Raw genomic sequence first — 20,976 nt, 5'->3', positions numbered from 1 at the left:
TGCCCATTATATCTATGAAAGATAAGAGCACGATAGAGAGCAAGGCTGTAGAGAAAGGGTGGATCGCGGTACAGGGAGCGAGGGAGCATAACCTACGCAACATCTCTGTGTCCATCCCGCGCAATTCCCTAACGGTGGTCACGGGGCTGAGTGGTAGTGGTAAGTCGTCCCTCGCCTTCGATACGATCTACTCAGAGGGTAATCGGCGATATCTAGAGACCTTCTCCTCGTATGCCAGAGGCTATATCGGTGACCTGGAGCGACCTGACGTAGATGAGATTACCGGTCTGTCGCCTGTTATCTCCATTGAGCAGAAGACTACCAACAAGAATCCACGCAGTACCGTGGGCACGACCACGGAGATCTACGACTTCCTCCGTCTGCTTTACGCCCGCTGTGCGACCGCCTACTCGCTCAAGACCGGTAAGGAGCTAGTCCACTACTCTGAGGATCAGATCATAGAGCGGATCCTCGAGACCTATGCCGACCATAAGGTCTATCTCTATGCTCCGGTCGTACGGACACGTAAGGGCCACTACCGCGAGCTACTCGAGAGCTACCGCAGGAAGGGATACGTATCTGCACGGATCGATGGCGAGCTGACTAACCTGAAGCCTGGTCTCGCCTTGTCGCGGTACAAAAACCACTCGATAGAGATCCTGATCGATAAGCTGAAGGTGGTGTCCAAGCAGTCTGAGCGAATCAAGGAGAGCGTCAGGACGGCACTTCGTTTAGGTAAGGGGATCATCCTTGTGCAGGATATGCAGGAGGATGGGCTCAAGCCCTCCTACTACAGCCGTAATCTGATGGACGAGGAAGCGGGAGAGTCGCTCCCGGATCCGGACCCTAATACGTTTTCTTTTAATTCCCCTCAGGGCAGCTGTCCGAAGTGTAAGGGCCTCGGGGTAGTCACCGCTCCGGATCTCTCCAAGGTGATCCCGGACCCGAAGCTCAGCTTGAGAGAGGGGGGGCTGGTCCCGATCGGGAAGTACAAGCGTGGGCTGCTCTTTGCCCAGATGGATGCGATCCTTAAGCACCATGACCTGGATCTCGACACTCCCATAGAGGAGTATCCGGAGGAGCTGATCGATGATGTGCTAAATGGTGTCGACTATCCTCTCTACTATCACACTGAGACCGGTGTCCGTCAGCGGCTGACCGAGTACAATGGTATTGTCTCCTTGCTGGAGAAAATGACGGAGGGGGACTATAATGCTAAGACAAAGAAGTGGGCGGAGCAATTTAGTACCTATGTCCCCTGTCCGCGCTGCCAAGGGAAGCGGTTGCGCAAGGAGGCTTTGGCATTTAAGATCGATGGCAAGGACATCACAGAGATGTCGTCGATGCCAATCCCTGAGCTGCTTGATGAGATCAAAGCGGTCCCGGCAAAGATAGACCGGCAGAGACGTGTCGTCGCTACGGAGATCTGCAAGGAGATTGAGAGCCGTCTCTCATTCTTAGTAGAGGTGGGGCTGACCTACATTTCCTTGGATAGGACCACTGCCACCCTCTCCGGGGGGGAGATGCAGCGTATACGGCTGGCGACTCAGCTGGGAAGCCGCTTGGTAAATGTCCTATACATCCTCGATGAGCCCTCGATAGGGCTTCATCAGAGGGATAATGACCGGCTGATACGATCTCTTAAGTCTCTGCGGGACCAAGGCAATACGATCTTAGTCGTAGAGCACGACCGAGAGATTATGGAGCAGGCCGACTACATCATCGATATCGGTCCCGGAGCGGGACGCAAGGGAGGGCATATCGTCTTTAGTGGTACACCTGAGGAGCTGATGAAGACTGATACTCTGACAGCGCAGTACCTGAGGAGGGAGAAAGACATAGAGATCCCCAAGGTAAGGCGGTGTGGCTCAGGTAACTGCCTTACGCTGCTGGGCGCTAAGGGTAACAATCTGCAGGGAGAGCCATTCTCCATACCACTGGGGACGCTGACTCTAGTGACCGGAGTGAGCGGCTCCGGTAAGAGTACCTATGTCAATGACACCCTTTACCCGGCTCTCTCAAAGCATCTCTACAAGTCTCTCACGGAGCCACTGGCGTATGATAAGATCGAGGGCATTGACCTGGTAGACAAAGTGGTCCAGGTGGATCAGTCGCCCATCGGTCGCACACCAAGGAGCAATCCCGCGACCTATACGGGAGTCTTTACCGACATCCGAAATCTCTTCACGGAGATGCCGGAGGCAAAGATCAGAGGGTACAAGCCGGGCCGCTTCTCCTTTAATGTCAAGGGGGGACGCTGTGAGGCGTGCAATGGAAATGGCTATCGCCGGATCGAGATGCACTTCCTCCCCGATGTCTATGTGCCGTGTGAGGTGTGTCGTGGAAAGCGGTACAATCGGGAGACGCTGGAGGTAAGGTACAAGGGGCAGTCTATCTCCGATGTACTGGAGATGACCGTGAATCAGGCGGTGGACTTCTTCGATGGTCAAAGCCGCATCCAGAGTAAGATCAAGGTGCTGCAGGACGTGGGTCTCGGATATATAAAGCTTGGTCAGTCCTCATCGACTCTCTCCGGGGGTGAGTGTCAGCGGATCAAGCTGGCGAGCGAACTGAATAGAAGAGATACCGGCAATACGATCTACTTCCTCGATGAGCCGACGACGGGGCTACACTTCGAGGACATCAGTATGCTGATGACGATTGTCAATAGGCTGGTGGATCGAGGTAATACCATCGTTATCATTGAGCACAATCTTGACGTGATCAAGACAGCTGACCATATCATAGATATAGGTCCCGATGGAGGTAAGGATGGTGGACACATCATTTTCCAAGGGACACCTGAGGAAATGGTGCAGCGCTGTGACAGCCACACGGCAAGGTATCTGAGAGAGGAATTTAAGGCGGCAGGAAGAGACGTATGATGACGACAAGCGAGGAGCTCTTAGCGACGCTCAATGAGGAGCAACGTCAGGCTGTAGAGGATCTCACTCACGACAGTTTGGTGATTGCCGGGGCGGGCTCGGGCAAGACACGCGTCCTGACGACGAAGATAGCCTATATCTTGGCTGAGGGTAAGGCGGGTCCCTCAGAGGTGTTAGCGCTTACCTTTACGAATAAGGCTGCGAGAGAGATGCGCTCCCGTATCGCTACTATCGTGGGAGAGGATCTCTCGCGGATGATCCCTATGGGGACCTTCCACTCCATCTTTGCTCGCTGGCTCCGTGGTTACGGGAAGTATCTCGGATATGATAGTGATTATACCATTTACGACTCAGGTGACTCACGGACTTTGGTCAAGGTCATCATCCGAGATATGAAGCTGGATGAGAAAGACTATCCCCCCAAGAAGGTCTACGGACTCATATCAGCTTGTAAAAATGATGGACTTACTCCCGGTAGCCTCTCGGATAGTGACCCAAGACTACGTCGGATGCCCCGCTTTGAGGATGTCTACAAGGGCTATCTGAGCCGCTGCTTCAGAGCCAATGCGATGGACTTTGATGACCTTCTCATCAATATGCTTCGGCTGCTGAGACAGCATCCGGAGGTGAGGGACGAGCTCCATAGGAGATTTCGATATATCCTTGTCGATGAGTATCAGGATACCAATTGGGTGCAAAATGAGATCGTTAAGCAACTGAAGGGACCTGATACGATCCTCACCGTCGTAGGCGACGACGCACAGAGCATTTACTCCTTCCGTGGCGCTGTGATCGAGAATATCCTCAGTTTCAGCAATACATTCCCCGGAGCCGTGGTCTATAAGCTCCGGAAAAACTATCGCTCGACCTCCAATATCGTTGACATCGCCAATAGTCTGATCGAGAAAAATCACTTCCGCATTCCCAAGACTGTGGAAGCAATAGCCGGTCAGGGGGAGAAACTTACCCTCTTCGATGCCTTTAGTGGTAAGTCCGAGGCTGAGCGGGTCGCGGAGATGATCTCCTCCTCCCTCCGGCGTGGGAGATCCCCTGAGGAGGTAGCCATTCTCTACCGTACCAATGCTCAGAGCCGTCTACTCGAGGAGCAGTTGCGCAATTACTCTATCCCTTACAGGATCTATGGTGGGCTCTCATTCTACGACCGGGCTGAGATCAAGGATGCTCTCGCATACCTACGCCTGGTTATCAATGCCAGTGATGATGAGGCATTCCGGAGGGTCTACAATACTCCTAAGAGAGGGATCGGCGATATGACCTTTTCCACCCTCTCTGATCTGGCTAATAGTCAGCATAAGCCCCTGATGGAGGTGGCTGCAGACCCTGATCTGATGGCAGAGGCTCTTAAGGCGGGACCGATCAAGCGGATCTCCGACTTTGTGGAGCTGATCAATCAGCTACGCGAGGCGGCTAACACCGGGATGACTTTGGCAGAGTATATGAGCCATCTCATCCTCGCCACACGGCTGACTGATATGTATAGCGACGATAGTGTGGAGTCGCTGTCTAAGCTGGACAACCTCAATGAGCTGGTTTCAGCGGTGCAGGAGTATGAGGATGCTCACTACGAGCTCTCTGACGATCCGGTGACCATTGAGGACTTTGTCCGTGATATGTCTCTCTACACTGATGCTGATCAGAAGGAGGACGGTACCCCCAAAGTCACTCTGATGACGATGCACGCCTCCAAGGGACTGGAGTATGAGGAGGTCTACTGTGTGGGGCTTGAGGATCAGCTGATCCCCAGTGACCGATATAGCGAGGAGAAAGACATCGAGGAGGAGCGTCGTCTCCTCTACGTGGCTATCACGCGAGCCAAGGAGAAGTGTATCCTCTCCTATGCTCAGAGCCGTATGACTCATGGTCAGCTGGATTACCAGAGACCGAGCAGGTTCCTCCTTGACTTAGATCCCCGATACCTTGAGGATCATACCGGACTGACCGACTATTTGCCACGCTCGTCAGCTCGAGTGGAGTCTCCGAGAGAGGTGAGACCCTCAGTGATGCCCTCATCTCCAGAGAAGTCCTCGCCCCATATTGATCCCAAGCCCAGACGTGTCCGTCGAGTGATACGGACGAAAGAGGAGGACAACGAGCCGCTGACCGACCGAGTGAGCGAGGCGGATCTCTGCAAGGGCGATCGAGTAGAGCATCCCACCTTTGGGGTGGGGCAGGTGGAGGGCTTCTCACAGAGTGTCTCCGGGACCAAGGTCCTTGTCACCTTTGACGATGGATCGAGGAAGCAGATGATCCTTAAGTTTGCCAAGCTTCGCAAGATCTGATCGAGCTGCGACTTACTAACGACTTACCCTGATGAAGGACTTTTTTCGAGCATTTAGAAGGTTTCTCCCCAAGTACAAGTGGTATATCTTAGGTAACATAGCCTGCAATGCTATAGCACCGCTGCTAAACCTATTGGCATTCTCTCTCCTGATACCTATCCTGAGGGTTCTATTCGGGATAGACACCACCGCATACCACTTTGTACCATGGAATGAGCTGTCGCTCAGCACGCTGATGAGTGGGATCCAGAATAACTTCAATTATGCGGTGACGCAGATGATTGGCGCTTATGGTGTCTCTAAGTCTCTGCTGGTCTTGGCGCTTTATCTTGTGGCGATCACATTGCTGAAGGTGTCAGTGCAGTATGCTGCCTCATTCTTCATGATACCGGTCCAGACCGGTGTGGTGAGGGATATACGAAATCAGCTCAATGAGAAAGTGCTGGGGCTCAACCTGGCCTTCTTCTCCGGTGAGCGCAAGGGCGACCTGCTGGCGCGTATATCAGGAGATGTCAATGAGCTGCAGCACTCCTTGATCAGTTCGCTTGATATGATGATCAAGAATCCCCTTATCATCCTCGTCTCTCTGATCGCTATGCTGATCATCAGCCCCACGCTGACCCTTTTTGTGATGCTTCTGTTGCCTGTGGCTGGGCTTGTCATGGGGCGGATCGGAAAGAGACTTAAGCGTGACTCCCTTGAGGGGCAGACGAAGTGGGGCTATCTGATCAGCCTCTTTGAGGAGACGCTGGGCGGACTTAGGGTGATTAAGGCCTTTTATGCTGAGAAGCCTATACAAGATCGGTTTGAGAACCAAAACGAGGAGTTTAGGACCATCTCCAGGCACGTTGCCTCTAGACAGGCATTGGCTCATCCCGTGAGCGAATTCCTTGGGACGGTCACCATCGCCGTGGTGCTGTGGTTTGGTGGTACGCTCATTTTCCATAATAGCGTTGGCTTCGATGCCTCCACCTTCATCTACTACTTAGTGATCTTCTACAGCATCATCAATCCTGCGAAGGAGTTTTCCCGTGCCTCCTACGACATACGTAAGGGGATGGCATCCCTCGCCCGCATTGACGAAGTGCTCTCGGCAGTCAATCCGATCCAAGACCCTGAGCATCCCCGGGCGATCCGCTTCGAGAGAGAGATCAGATATGATCATGTGTCTTTTCGCTACAATAACTACGACGACCACTGGATCCTGAGAGACGTTGACCTCACCATTCCTAAGGGAAAGACGCTGGCGATCGTGGGGGAGAGTGGCTCCGGCAAGAGCACTTTAGTGGACCTTCTGCCTCGCTTCTATGACGTGGACGAGGGCTCCATACGGATCGATGACACGGACATCAGGGAGCTGAGGATGCACGACCTGAGGATGCTGATGGGTAATGTCAATCAAGAAGCGATCCTCTTCAATGACACCGTCCGGGCTAATGTCGCTTTTGGCAACGCGAATGCAACAGATGAGGAGATCGTGGCGGCCTGCAAGGTGGCCAATGCGGACGACTTTATCAGAGAGCTCTCTGAGGGATACGAGACCAATATCGGTGATCGAGGCAGCAAGCTCTCCGGCGGGCAACGACAGCGACTGAGCATCGCGCGCGCCGTGCTCAAGGATCCGGACATCCTGATCCTCGATGAAGCAACGTCCGCTCTCGATACCGAGTCCGAGCGACTAGTGCAGGAGGCACTGGAGCACCTTATGAGAGGACGCACCACTATCGTCATCGCTCATCGTCTCTCCACGATCGTCAGTGCCGATCAGATCATCGTCCTGCATAAGGGAAGTATCGTCGAGCGAGGTACGCACGAGGAGCTGCTGGCTCAGGGGAGATACTACGCTCGCCTCGTCGCTATGCAGAAGCTCTAACCAGTCGTTCCATTCCAAGTATTGCCGGTACTTAGCCCCTTGGCGGACTGAGTGCCGGCTTTTTTGTTATAGGAGAAGTCGAGGTCCCCTTATTGCTCGCTCTTTGGTCAAGGAATTGATATTGGGTATCTTTGGTTATCCACTAAGTGTTGTCATCTCAAAAAAAGATTATCACCATAAATCAATGAAAGGGAATTTGACCGACTACATGACTCTCCCAAGATTGAGCATAGCCCTTGTGGCACTCTTGGTTTTGTGGGCTTCATGCACGCATAGAGAAACGGGAGATGATCTTCTACAGCCGTACGAGCTGCGCTACAAGGCAAGCTTCCGATCTGCAGCTCCTACTTGGCAGAAAAACGATCAGATGGGAGTCTTCTCTCTCTCGGATGGTGTGGTCTCGGATGACAATATCCTCTATACCTCGAGTGCGGGGGATGGTGTTTTCTTCTCCACATCACCAGTCCATCGGTCGCCATCGTCCCCTCTCGAGATCATCGCGTACTATCCGTACACGGCCGAGGCTTCGCAGGGAAAGATCCCGATGAACTATGCAGGTCAGGCGGAAGGAAAGGCTCCGGACTACTTCTATGGGAAGCTCTCCGATGTTACTTGGGCGGCGGAGCCGAGGGTTACTCTTAGGCGTATCAATGCTCTTCTGCAATTAGTAATCACTGCATCGCCGGACTTCGGTGACCTATCGCATCTGACTGTCGAGGTTGCTGATGTTCCTCTCTCAGCTTGCTTTGATCTAGTGTCGGACCAATTTCAGTATCGGGGTGCAAAGGGTACACTTGATCTCGCTGTACGAGGTCGTCGTGCTCAAGCTGTGGCTGCAGCTGTGGTGGTGCCGGGCATTAACTATGGCGATCTGGCTGTGACCTTAAGTTTTGGTGGGCGCACAGTAAGGTGGCGTCCCTCTACTTATGTGGGGAAGGCGGGCGAAATGGCTACCTACCACCTGACCCTCTCCGGTAGTGGGAGCGGACTCTATGTACTCGAGACCAAAGGACCTGGTGAATTGTCTCAAGAGGCTCCCGAGGGTCCTATCGTGCTGACGCCGGACGGGCTGAAGGGCGAGCGCTACGATCCGTATGACCCAAAGTATGGCGCTAAGCCTATTGACCCGAGTGCCGGGATTGATCCTGTCCAGCCCTCACCGGTAGAGCCATCTGTCAAGGATAGTGAGGGTGGTGGCGTGCCAATAGATCCCAGTGCAGGCATCGACCCTCTCGCTCCGGCTGATATGGAACCCTCGATCAAGGAGGGAGATGAGCCCTCCAGTGGAGTGCCGATTGACCCGAGTGCGGGGGAAATCCTCCCTCTTAACCCCGGTGGTGACTTCACCGTCAAGGATCAGGATGCAGTACCTATTGATCCCTCCACTCCCGGGATCGATCCCACAGATCCGGATGAGCCCACGCCGGGAGTCGACCCCAATGACCCGCTTGGTAATGTCCGCCCCGGTGTGGTAGCGCAGTATCGAGAGGAGGCTGTGGCACAGAGTGCCAGACTGCTGGATCATGCCCTATTTGTTCGCCATATGGCGCCCGATGCATGGTTTACTGACGGAGGCGGTGGCACGAGGCGGAATTACTCCATTCTCTTTGATACAAAGTATCGTAGTCCCAGGTACGTTGCCTTCCCAATGTATCCAGGTGTAATAGGAAATACCAAGCGGTCCAATAGCTGGGACTACGATCCTGATCTCTCGAGATCCATTCAGCCTAACCTCTCCAAGTCTTATAAAACCCGTGGCTTGTCTCGAGGACATATGCTGTCTAGCGGGTCGAGAACAGCCTCCAGACCTCTGAATGAGACAACATTCTACTTCTCCAATATGCTTCCTCAGAATCAGTCTCAGAATGGCGGTCAGTGGCAACAGCTGGAGGGTAAGGAGCGCACTTGGGCTCAGCAAGTCTCCAAGTACGACACACTCTACGTAGTCTGCGGCCCGGTGTATAGCAGGGAACCCCTACAGATGACCAAAGACCAAGATGGGAAGCAGATCCCAGTCCCGGATGCCACATACAAGGTCTTCCTCCGCCAAGAGAAGTCTACGGGCAATTGGTATAGCATCGGCTTCGTTATGCCAAATAGAGCTCTCCCCGGCACTAAGTATCGCGACTACTCTGTGACGGTCTCTGAGGTAGAGCGACAGACAGGGCTCCAGTTCTTCACCCACCTCCCGAAAGATAAGGCAGTGGGGATAAAGTCGCAGAATGACCAGTCCCGCTGGAGGTAATCTCATCCCATCCCGAATCAGTACAAACGAATATATATATGTCACGTCACACGATCTATCACACGCTACTTGCCGCTGTGTGCTTGCTCTCACTTGGGCTCTCCTCGTGCTGTCGGGGACCGCAGTCCTGCTCGGCAGGCTGTGCTCCCGATGATGTCGAGGATCCGTATCTTATACGGTCCGGTAATCTCCGCTTGACAGGTATTCTCAAGGGCAACGACCTGCAGGCTGGCGCTCGCTGGCACGATCGTGATGCCATAGGTGTCACAGCGCTTCTTGATGGCAAGACACTGGTCTCTAATGTCAAGTATACTACGATGACATCCCTAGGAGGTCACTTCGTCGCTGCCAGGTCGGGCATTCGTCTGCCGGAAGGTAAGAGTTATGAGTTGATTGCCTACTATCCATACACCGAGGAGCTTGCCGATGGGGAATATCTCCCCTTGACAACCACCTCTGCCCTCTACCTCTCTCGCCCTGTGACGGGAGTGGCTGCCGATCAGACTGAGACAGTCTTGGAGTTCTATCCCGTCCTCTCGGCTCTCAAGATTAGTCTCTCGGGCGTTGATCTCTCCGGTGCGAGACTGGAGCTGATCGGGGTAGCCCTGTCAGGTATGGTCAGTGTGAGGGATGGCTCGGTGACCATCGGGGAGAAGAAGGGTAGCTCCACTGCGTCCATCACTACCGATGGACCCCTCTCCGGGAGTGTTGATCTACATCTCCTCCCAGGTCAGAGCCTTAAGGGGATGACCCTGCGGATCTTCACCCGCGAGTATGTCTTTACCTTTCCCATTACTCAGGACATTTTGCTCAAGAGTGGGACTCAGACTATCATAGAGCTGAAGCTGACGGATGGTGGGGATGCCACTTCCGGTAAGATCACCACCTCGGAGGGAACCATCCTGCCGATGCAGGACGTGATCATTGAGGCCGGCACGATATCAGTTGACTAGCATCACTCAAAGAGGTTTTGACTGAGTATTTGCTTTTACTGCCAATCATAGAAAAAGGTATATATGTTTAGACGAAAATTAGTAGCGGCACTCTCGCTCATCCTTACTGTCTCCGGGTTCTCTCCGCTCTTGGCGCAGGAGGAGTCTCCCGATCCGGTCATCATTGGACGGGTAGTGGAGAGCGAGGGCGGTGATCCGGTCGCCGGTGTACGTGTCCATCTGGAGCGAAGCGGTCTCTCGTGGATCACCTCTTCCGATGGGCGATTTAGGTTTGTCGTCCCCTCCACCGGGGTGGAGTACTTGAGCCTATCAGGGAGCGATATTCTTGATCAGAGGATTGAGGTGACTATCTCCGACTATGGAGTTACGGACTTGGGAGATCTCCGGGTGCACGTGACTAAGATGGAGGCCGATCAGTCCCTCATCGGCATTGTCGATGCCTTGGAGGTGGGAGAGACGGGCAACGACCAGACGATTAGCCCCACGGTCGTCCTCTCCAATGACCTTTTTCTCAAGACTGCCGGCTTCCGCTTCTCCCAATTTCGCTACCGCAATAGAGGGTATGACAGCCGATATGAGCAGCGGTACATCAATGGCGTTGCCTTCAATGACTTAATACGTGGGGTCTTCAATTACTCCTCCATCGGGGCCATCAATGACCTTACGAGAAATGGTAATGTGATCAATTATGTAGGGCCATCGGACTTCTCCTTTGGCGACCTTGGAGGATCACAAAATATCAATATGCGCCCCTCAAGCTACAGCCGAGGGGGAAAGCTCACACTCACCGGGACCAACCGCAATTATTACGCCCGGACGATGGTAAGCTACAATACCGGCCTTATGGACAGTGGCTGGGCTTTTACCGCTCTCCTCGGTGGTCGGTATGCCCATGAGGGGGTAGTGGAGGGCACTTTTTATAAAAATCTCTCCTATGCTCTCGGAGCAGAGTACCAGTGGGATGAGGGGCGTCAGGCACTCAGTCTGATCACCTTTGGCTCGCCGGTCCGTCGAGGTCAGCAGGGAGCCTCCGTTGATGAGGCGGTCCGTCTCGCAGGATGCTACAGCTATAATCCCAACTGGGGCTGGCAGAATGGCAAGAAGCGCAACTCTCGCATCGTCACCTCTTACGACCCCACCGCGATACTTACCTACGATTGGAAGCCCGATATGCTCACCAGCTGGACGACAGCGCTCGGGGTCCACTACAGTCACTACCAGAAGAGCTCCCTCGACTGGTTCAATGGTGCGGATCCCCGGCCTGATTACTACCGCTATCTGCCCTCTTACTTTACCGGAGCACCCGACGTGCAGGACTACTACCGCTACCTGTGGCAGTCGGGGCGTACCTCTCAGATTAATTGGGATCAGCTCTATCAGATCAATGAGCTGAATAATCGGACTGGTGATGGCTCGGCAATTTATATGGTGCAGGGTCGTAACAACGACCTCTTTGAGGCTACTATTAACTCAACCCTAAGTAAGCAGATCACATCTACCCTCAAGGTGACCGGTGGGATTGGGTATCGCTTCGGTCGGGCAAGACAGTACCAGACGGTCGAGGACCTGATGGGGGCTCAGTTTGCTCGCGATGTGGACAAGTTTGCTGAGCGGGACTTCCCCGGTGATCACGACAGGATCCAGAATGACCTCAATCGTGCGGACAGAAGAGTCTATGAGGGTGATGTCTTCGGCTACGACTACGGCTACGACCTGCACTCTGCTGAGGCGTGGGTGCAGAATAGCCATACCTGGGCTCACCTGGACCTCTACTATGGCGGTCGAATCGCCTACACGAATATGGTCCGTGAGGGGTATATGCGCAATGGTCGCTACCCTGATAGCTCCTATGGCAGAGGGCGCTCCTACGGCTTTGTCACCGGGGATGCTAAGGTGGGCTTTACGTATAAGTTTAGTGGACACCATTTCCTCCTTGGTAATGCCGTCTACCAGTCACGCCCGCCATTAGTGTGGGATATGTACGTCAATCCTAACGTTACAGAGATCACTGTCGATGATGTCAAGCCCGTTTGTGATGCATCTGTCGATCTCAGTTACGTCTTCTCGACTCCTCGAGTGACGGGTCGACTTGGGCTCTTCTACACCAAGTTCTGGGACGATATGCGTAAGATCGCGTACTACAACGATGTGGAGCGGACGTTTGTTTACCACACCCTATACGATATGGAGAAGGTGCATCGTGGCATTGAGGCGGGCATCAGCGTCAAGGCTACAGACGCACTCAGTCTCGACCTCGTCGGTACTGTCTCCCAGTATTTCTACGCCAATGACCCGATGGGGGTTATGAACTCGACCAATGGTAAGATCGAGAATCGCGAGGAGAGGGTCTATATGAAGAATCTGTACATCGGAGGACGACCTCAGATGGTCGGCACCCTGGGTATCAATTACTTTGTTAACTATTGGTTCCTCAACTTCAATGTCAATGGCTTTGGGTACAACCACATAGATCCGGCACCTATCCGCCGACTTGCCTCCAGTTACATCGGTGTGCGCCCCGAGGGCGTCCCGGGGTATAATCCTGAGGAGTATGCAGCCTTCCGGAGCTTCACCACTCAGGAGCGCTTCAAGGGTGGATACACCCTTGATCTAAGCATCGGTAAGATCATCTACCTCCCCGGTCGTCAGAGGGTCAACCTCAATTTTTCCATCCAGAATCTCACCAATCGGAGGGACATCATCACCGGTGGGTACGAGCAGGGACGTGTCAATCTGAAATACCCCGAGCGCTTCGGCAATAAGCACTACTATATGCAGGGCATTAACCTCTTCTTTAATGCCGGCTACATCTTTTAATCACCAGACAATCCGAGATATACTACGATATGAAACAAGGACTAAAATTACTGGCACTCGCCGCAGCAGCTATCGTGACGATCTCGTCCTGTAGCGACCTGAAGTACGATGCACCGCTCCTCACTGAGCCTAAGGTGGAGGGTCTGACGCCCAATGTCACCATAGCTGAGCTCAAGAGAGAGTACTCTGACCTCGCTGATCGCACCTCTAAGGAGATCGAGTATGAGTATGTCCTCAAGGCGGTCGTCTCGGCCAACGACGTCTCCGGAAATATCTATAAGCAGATCTACATCCAGGATGAGACCGGAGGTATCGCTGTGAGCATCGATCAGAATGAGATCGCCGGGACCTATCCTGTGGGGCAGGAGGTCTTCATTGACCTCCACGGTCTTGCGATCAGTATGTATGGCGGCCAGCCGTCCATCGCTCATCCCACAGCAGTGAAGAATCGGATCCCCTTTGAGATCGTGAAGAAGAAGATGCTGCCTAATGGTTGGCCCAATGCCGACCTTGTGCAGCCTAAGACTGTCAAGATCTCCGACCTCTCCGATGACCTTGTGGGGCGTCTGATCCGCATCGATAATGTCTACTTTGAGCAGAAGGGTCAGCCCTTTGCTCCCGCACAGGAGACTGTCAATCGTCTCATTACCGATGGCAAGGGTGCATCAATCATTGTCCGCAATAGTGGCTATGCCGACTTTGCTGCAGACAAGCTGCCGGAGGGTACCGGCTCGATCGTTGCGGTCCTCTCTAAGTTTGGCAACGACTACCAGCTCTTCCTCCGCTCTCGCGAGGATGTGATCGGCTTTGCTCCCGGTACGACCCCTTCTGATCCATCAGATAATGGTGGTAGCGATAAGCCGACACCCGAGACCGGGGGAGTGATCTTAGACGCCCCCTTCAGTAAGAATCTTGCACCCTTTGTGGCAGTGAGTGTCAAGGGCGAGCAGTCCTGGAGGATCAAGCACCAGAGCAATAAAACCACCGGTGAGGTTTATGACCACTTTGCTTTCATGAGCGGTCACGATGGCACCACCGGTCACGCCAACGAGGACTGGCTTATCTCTCCGCTCCTTGATCTGACCGGTGTCACCTCTGCGACCTTGACCTTCAAGCAGGCAATCAACTTTGCTACCTCCGCTACGATCAAGGAGTGTCATCAGCTAGTCGTCTCCACCGACTACAAGTCTGGCAAACCCTCCTCCGCCACTTGGGCCCCGGTCACCATTACACTGCCCGAGGGTAAGGGCTGGAAGTTTATGGACACCACGATAGACCTCCCCAAGTCCGTCCTCGGTCAGGGCGCCGTCCGCTTTGCCCTTAAGTACACCTCTCCTGATGGTCAGACCTCCTCGTGGGAGATCAAGGAGCTCAAGCTAAAGACTCTCGGAGGTGGCAAGGTAATCTCTGAGGGCTCCGGCTCTACAATAGACTCAATGAAGACAAAGAACTATGATATCGCCAACTAAGCCAAGGCTATCTCTCCTTGTGGGGATTCTCTTTCTCCTCACACTTACCACCTCTTGTGGCTCTTCGCGTCACTCAAGTGATCGGACCGCTACGTCAGAGACCAAGTATGAGGCTTATGCGGTCGCCTTCTATAATGTGGAGAATCTCTTCGATGCAGAGGACGATACTGACAACAAGGGGGATGATGAGTTTCTCCCCTCCGGTCCCTACAATTGGACCCAAGCGAAGTATGAGAAAAAGCTCCACAACATTGCCTCGGTGATTGCCCGGCTGGGGCGTGAGGTGACCCCCGCCGGACCGGCTATCATCGGTCTCGCTGAGGTGGAGAATAAGCGGGTCTGCGATGACCTCGTTTCTCGTCCGGAGATTGCCGATATGGGACTGCAGGTGATTGATGTCCCCTCACCCGACTGGCGAGGCATCGAGACGGCTCTGCTATACAACCCCAAGCTCTTCAAGGTCACCGACTACAAGGCCTACCATTATCCTGAGATCGACTTCCGCCCCGGCTACCGCACACGGGACCAGCTGCTTGTAAGCGGAGTGCTCGCCGGTGAACCCTTCCACGTGCTCGTCTGTCACTGGCCCTCTCGCTACGGAGGAAAGTCCTCCAGCATCTATCGTGAGACTGCCGCCAAGCTCTCCAAGCACATCGCGGACTCTCTATACAAAGACAACCCCAAGGCAAAGCTCATCATCATGGGGGACCTCAATGACGATCCGGTGGACAATAGTACCGCCAAAGTCCTGGGTGCCAAGCGTACTCCCGAGGAGGTTGGAGAGAGAGGATTCTTCAATGCCACCTGGGAGCCCTACGCCCAAGGTATAGGGACACTGACCTATCAAGGAAAGTGGAACCTCTTCGACCAGATGATCCTCACCGAGCCACTTCTTGACAACTCTCGGAAGTCGCTTAGCTTCTGGAGGGTGGAGATCTTCAATCGCTCCTTCCTCATTCGGCAGGAGGGCAGCCGTAAGGGGACACCGCACCGTACCTTTGAGGGAAACACCTTCATCAATGGCTACAGCGACCACCTCCCTGTGATCACCTACCTCGTCAAGGAACGGCAGTAGGGTAGCTCAACCTGATGCCCATCATAAGAGTGTATGCAGACGCATCGTCTGTGTACACTCTTTTTTTCTCTTGGATATAGTGTCATCCCCTTATTCCTCAGAGGTATTTCTATTACCGGTGTTAGTCGACACTAATACCGGTAGTAGTGCGCACTAATATCGGTATTAGAAAGAGGGCTGAGTCTAGTATAGTGGCCCTGCATGGCTCACCGACATCTTAGTCTCGGTGAGCTACTCTTTTCCTGACTATATGTAGCTAAAATCGTACATTTGTCCTACCAACCAGATACAGAAATTGCAGTATGAAACGAAATATAGAATGCCAAGTGGAGGGAATGATGTGCGAGGGATGCGCAAAGCATGTTCGTGAGGCTCTCGAGGGGCTCTCAGGTGTAGAGTCTGCAGAGGTCTCTCTTGAGGATGGTCGCATCTCAATCACCTACGATGATGAACTGACCGATACTAAGGAGCTTGAGGCTACTGTGCGTGATGCGGGCTACACTCTGGTGCTGCCCGGTGAGGATCCTGCGACTCCTAAGGGTGCCACTGCTCACCCCACCGATGAGCCCGAGGTGTCACAGAAGCGACTCTTCACCGTGACGGGGATGCACTGTGCCGCATGTGTAAGTGCCGTGCAGGAGCGGCTCCTCAAGACAAAGGGCGTGCGCGATGCGGAGGTCAATCTGATGGAGGGTCGGACACTCATCTCCTATGATGATCGAGAGACCTCTCCAGTCAAGCTTCGGGAGGCTGTACGGTCCATCGGTTACGATATGCTGATCGATGAGGACACAGAAGTACAGGACAGAGAGCTGATGAGCTCGCAAGAGAGAGCTCTTCGCCTTTTGCTGCGTAAGCTGGTCCTCACTGCCTTGTTGTCGATCCTTGCCATGGGTTTGATGATGACCCACGAGAGCATAGGTCTCTCTTCTAAGCTTACCTATATTCTCTCCTTTGCCATCGGAGCAATTATCTACATCTATGCTGCCGGGGATTACGTGCGTAGGGCGATGAAGCAGCTCACCAAGGGATCCTTCACGATGGACACCCTCATTGCCATAAGTACCACTGTCGCCTTTCTCTACAGCACCATCCGCTTCATTTTTGTAGAGGAGCCGGCACAGGTCGGGCTGATGCATACCTACTTCGATGTCATAGGGATGATTATGACCTTTATCCTCCTCGGTCGATACATTGAGGAGCGAGCCAAGAGACGGACTACTGACTCTCTCCGCAAGCTGATGTCCCTCGCTCCACAAGAGGCTATGGTGATGGTGGGTGAGAGCTTCGTCCGTCGCGATATTAAGGAACTGAGGATAGGGGATGAGGTCATGCTACGTAAGGGGGATCGGGTACCCGTGGACGGCATCCTCCTCTCAGAGGGTGCCTTTGACGAGAGCAGTATCACAGGCGAACCTATCCCGGTGGAGAAGGTGGCCGGAGATGAGGTCTTCTCAGGCTCTCTCTCTGTCGGCAGGGCTGCCATCATCCGTGCCACCAAGGTGGGGCGTAAAACACTTCTCGGCAGGATCATTGCTACCGTCCGTCGAGCGCAGGCAAGTAAGGCACCCATTCAGCGTATTGCAGATAGGATAGCATCGGTCTTTGTCCCTGCTGTGCTTTTCATCGCACTTCTTACTCTCTGCCTCTGGGGGTTCTGCTCTGACGCCCCGGAGCCTTGGCTTAGAGGACTGGATCATGCGATCAGCGTCCTGGTAATCGCCTGCCCCTGTGCCCTGGGGCTTGCGACTCCTACCGCCATCACCGTTGCCATGGGTAAGGCCTCTCGCAATGGTCTCCTCATCAAGGATGCTGTCGCTCTGGAGCAGCTGGGTAAGGTCACCGATGTCGTACTAGATAAGACAGGGACCATCACCATCGGACAGCCCAAGGTGGTCGATGCCAAGTGGACCACAGAGGACAACCATCTGCTGAAGTCGCTCTTGGTGCAAGCGGAGGAGAAGTCATCGCACCCGCTCGCGAGTGCGATCGTCTCTCGGTACGGTCATCGGGTGGAGGAGGATCTCCCCGTGGAGGTAAGGGAGACTGCTGGGGGAGGGATCGCCTTCGATTACAAGGGTAAGACTTATCGGGCAGGTCAGCGGCGATTTGTCGGCGATCCTGACTTGACTGAGGATATGCAGCAGCTGGAGAGCCTCCACCCGGATAGCACCCTTATCTATTACACCTGCGACGGAGAGCTGCTCGCACTGCTTGTCCTCGAGGATAAGCTGCATCCCGAGACTGAGATAGCTCTTAGTCGACTGAGAGAGCGGATCGGGGTAGAGCTACACCTCCTCTCGGGCGACACTCAGGCTCGGGTTGATACCATAGCAGCTCCCCTCGGCATTCAGAAGGCTCAGGGCGGCATGCTGCCCCTCGATAAGAAGAGCTATGTCGATGACCTGCGCAAGGATGGTAGGGTAGTTGCTATGGTGGGCGACGGGATCAATGACTCCCCGGCGCTTGCCTCTGCCGACCTTAGTATTGCTATGGGCAATGGCAGCGATATAGCGACGGACGTAGCACAGGTGACAGCCCTCGGCAACTCTCCCTTTGCTATCGAGCGCGCCATCCATCTCTCCAAGTCGACTATTCGAATCATCTATGAAAACTTCCTCTGGGCGTCCATCTACAATATTGTTGCAATCCCACTTGCTGCTGGACTATTCACCTCTGTGGTGATCGATCCGGCAGTGTCAGCCGCTGCGATGGCCTTCAGCTCCGTCCTAGTGGTGCTCAATTCGCTTCGACTCCGCTCAGTGCGACTGTGATCCTCCTTGGTATCAAGGTGTTTTACTAATAATAGGATCTAATAGGGCTCTGTGTGTTGCGGTAGCATTAATACGTCACGAAAAGAAGAACCAAAATCGGGGACGCAACACATTAGGCTATTAATTGCTACTTTTGCACGAAAGTAAGCAATAGTAATCTCAGAGCAAGTAATAATGGCCAATCACCTCCTTATCGTTGAGTCTCCTGCTAAGTCGAAGACAATCGGCAAGTTTTTGGGCAAGGACTTTACCGTCCTGCCCAGCTATGGACACATCCGTGATCTTAAGAAAAAGGGTATGGGTGTGGATGTGGAGCAGAATTATGATCCGCAGTACGAGATCTCCGATGATAAGAAAAGCGTAGTCTCAACCCTCCGCTCCGCGGCGAAGAAGGCAGACCACATCTGGCTCGCATCCGATGAGGACCGCGAGGGAGAGGCCATCGCTTGGCACCTCGCAGAGGTGCTGGGACTGAGTGAGAAGGAGAAGAATAGGATTGTCTTCCACGAGATTACTGAGTCTGCCATACAGAATGCTCTCAAGAACCCTCGAGCCATCGACCTCAAAATGGTTGATGCTCAGCAGGCGCGCCGCGTCCTCGATCGCTTAGTCGGCTTTGAGCTCTCGCCGATCCTCTGGAGGAAGGTCCGCCCCAGCCTCTCAGCCGGTCGAGTTCAGTCTGTGGCTGTGCGCATTATCGTGGAGCGAGAAAAGGAGATCCAGGACTTCGAGCCGGAGAGTTCTTTCCTCGTACGAGGCCTCTTCGTCACTCCCGATGGCGAGACATTCAGCGCTGACCTCACCGACCGCCCCGGATCTGCCTCCAATGCTAGAAAAGTCTTGGAGGATCTCATAGGGTCCACCTACACCATCAGCCAAGTGAGCGTCACTCCCGCTAAGCGGCAGCCGGCACCGCCCTTCACCACCTCTACACTCCAGCAGGAGGCGTCGAGACGCTTAGGCTATCCCGTCGGGCTCACGATGAGCCTGGCGCAGAAGCTCTACGAGGCAGGGCACATCACCTATATGCGTACCGACTCCGTGCATCTCTCCACTTTTGCCATCGGGGCATCTGCCTCTGTCATTGAGAAGGAGTATGGCAAGGAGTACGTCCGGACGCGCAACTATGCGACTCACACCAAGGGCGCTCAGGAGGCGCACGAGGCCATTCGGCCGGTCCATCCGGAGGCACCCTCAGCTGGAGCTACAGCCCAGGAGCGACGGCTCTACGATATGATCCGTAAGCGCACCCTTGCCACCCAGATGGCTGATGCCGAGCTGGAGCGCACCACTATGACTATTGACGCCTCCGGAGGACACTCCTTCCAGGCCAAGGGTGAGGTGATCACCTTCGATGGATTTCTCAAGGTCTACCTCGAGGGACGCGATGACGAAGATGATCCCGAGGAGAGTCAGGATACGTCTGCCCTACTGCCGCGGATGAAGGTCGGTGATAAGGTCTCAGCAGAGGATATCGAGGCTAGAGAGCGCTTTACTATGCAGCCTGCCCGTTACACTGAGGCTTCACTTGTCAAGAAGCTTGAGGAGCTCGGCATTGGTCGACCCTCCACCTACGCCCCTACCATCCAGACGATCCAGAAACGAGGCTATGTCGATAAGCGCACCCTCGAGGGTGTCGATCGGAGCTACCAAGTGCTTAAGCTAAGGGACGGCAAGATCACTAAGTCCACCGGCAAGGAGCGTATAGGGGCCTCTAAGGGTAAGCTCTGCCCCACCGACACAGGGTTAGTGGTTACCGAGTACCTTGTGGAGCACTTCCCCAAGGTTATGGACTACCACTTCACAGCAGAGGTGGAGGAGGAGTTTGATGCCATTGCCGATGGGGAGAAGGAGTGGACTGAAGTGATTGACCACTTCTACCGCTTCTTCCACAGCAATGTCGAGGAGGTAATGAGTGAGAAGGAGGACCACAAGGTGGGCGAGCGTTACCTCGGTGACGACAGCGAGACAGGTCTCCCTATTTACTCCAAGATCGGTCGCTATGGACCAATGGTGCAGCTGGGTAAGTCGGATAAGGATGGCGAGAAACCACGCTTTGCCTCACTCCCCAAGGATCTCTCGATCGCTACCATTACCCTCGAGCAAGCTATGAAGTTGCTTAGGCTGCCCCGCGAGATTGGGGAGCACAAGGGTGAGGTGGTGACCGTGGACGTTGGTCGCTTTGGTCCTTACGTGCGCGTCGGTAAGTCTTTCTTTGTCAGCATACCCCGTGAGATCAGTCCCTACGAAATAGAGATGGATCAGGCCACTCCTCTGATCCTCGAGAAGGAGGAGCGTGAGCGTAATAAGTACATCGCCGAGTATGGTGAAGGGACCGATAAGCTCGAGATCCTCAATGGTCGCTATGGTCCCTATATCAAGTACAAGAGGAAGAACTACAAGATCCCTAAGACTACTGATGCGAAGACTCTCACCGAGGAGCAAGCACGTGCTATCGTTGCTGAGATAGACAAGAATGGTGGACCATCTAAGCGTCGCACCTCCTCGTCTACCAAGTCACGCAAGACCTCGACTGTCAAGAAGAAGTCGACCACCTCTAAGGCCAAGAAATAAACGTAGAGACA

The 20,976-nt window shown here is 54.0% G+C and carries 10 protein-coding genes; all 10 read left to right on the top strand.

What is annotated here, in order from left to right; translation table 11 throughout:
- Positions 1–14 precede the first annotated feature (14 nt).
- Positions 15–2,885, top strand: a complete 2,871-nt coding sequence (gene uvrA, locus QZR17_RS01465) for an excinuclease ABC subunit UvrA (protein ID WP_297126724.1) — start codon at positions 15–17, stop codon at positions 2,883–2,885.
- Positions 2,882–5,185, top strand: coding sequence for a UvrD-helicase domain-containing protein (locus tag QZR17_RS01460; RefSeq protein WP_297126721.1), 2,304 nt, complete (start codon positions 2,882–2,884; stop codon positions 5,183–5,185). The genes uvrA and QZR17_RS01460 overlap by 4 nt, the downstream gene beginning before the upstream one ends.
- A 31-nt stretch (positions 5,186–5,216) precedes the next feature.
- Complete coding sequence (locus QZR17_RS01455) at positions 5,217–7,058, top strand: ABC transporter ATP-binding protein (protein WP_297126719.1); 1,842 nt, start codon at positions 5,217–5,219, stop codon at positions 7,056–7,058.
- A 184-nt stretch (positions 7,059–7,242) separates the two neighbouring features.
- The gene (locus tag QZR17_RS01450) at positions 7,243–9,303 is read left to right on the top strand and encodes a DNA/RNA non-specific endonuclease (protein WP_297126717.1); all 2,061 of its coding nucleotides are present in this window, start codon (positions 7,243–7,245) and stop codon (positions 9,301–9,303) included.
- 38 nt (positions 9,304–9,341) lie between these two features.
- The gene (locus tag QZR17_RS01445; protein ID WP_297126714.1) at positions 9,342–10,256 is read left to right on the top strand and encodes a fimbrillin family protein; all 915 of its coding nucleotides are present in this window, start codon (positions 9,342–9,344) and stop codon (positions 10,254–10,256) included.
- A 63-nt stretch (positions 10,257–10,319) separates the two neighbouring features.
- Positions 10,320–13,073 carry a TonB-dependent receptor gene (locus QZR17_RS01440; protein ID WP_297126710.1) on the top strand — a complete coding sequence of 918 codons (2,754 nt, stop codon included), beginning with the start codon at positions 10,320–10,322 and terminating at the stop codon, positions 13,071–13,073.
- 29 nt (positions 13,074–13,102) lie between these two features.
- Positions 13,103–14,542 carry a DUF5689 domain-containing protein gene (locus QZR17_RS01435; protein ID WP_297126708.1) on the top strand — a complete coding sequence of 480 codons (1,440 nt, stop codon included), beginning with the start codon at positions 13,103–13,105 and terminating at the stop codon, positions 14,540–14,542.
- Positions 14,526–15,617, top strand: a complete 1,092-nt coding sequence (locus QZR17_RS01430; RefSeq protein ID WP_297126706.1) for an endonuclease/exonuclease/phosphatase family protein — start codon at positions 14,526–14,528, stop codon at positions 15,615–15,617. The genes QZR17_RS01435 and QZR17_RS01430 overlap by 17 nt, the downstream gene beginning before the upstream one ends.
- A gap of 302 nt (positions 15,618–15,919) precedes the next feature.
- Complete coding sequence (locus QZR17_RS01425; protein WP_297126703.1) at positions 15,920–18,391, top strand: heavy metal translocating P-type ATPase; 2,472 nt, start codon at positions 15,920–15,922, stop codon at positions 18,389–18,391.
- A 174-nt stretch (positions 18,392–18,565) separates the two neighbouring features.
- A complete protein-coding gene (gene topA / locus QZR17_RS01420; protein ID WP_297126700.1) occupies positions 18,566–20,965 on the top strand; it encodes a type I DNA topoisomerase in 2,400 nt (799 codons plus the stop codon).
- Positions 20,966–20,976 lie beyond the last annotated feature (11 nt).

Origin of the sequence: uncultured Porphyromonas sp., from assembly GCF_900541275.1 — a bacterium.
Lineage (GTDB): Bacteria > Bacteroidota > Bacteroidia > Bacteroidales > Porphyromonadaceae > Porphyromonas_A.
The sequence above is the reverse complement of the archived record's forward strand: the minus strand, read 5'-3'. Positions and strand labels throughout refer to the sequence as shown.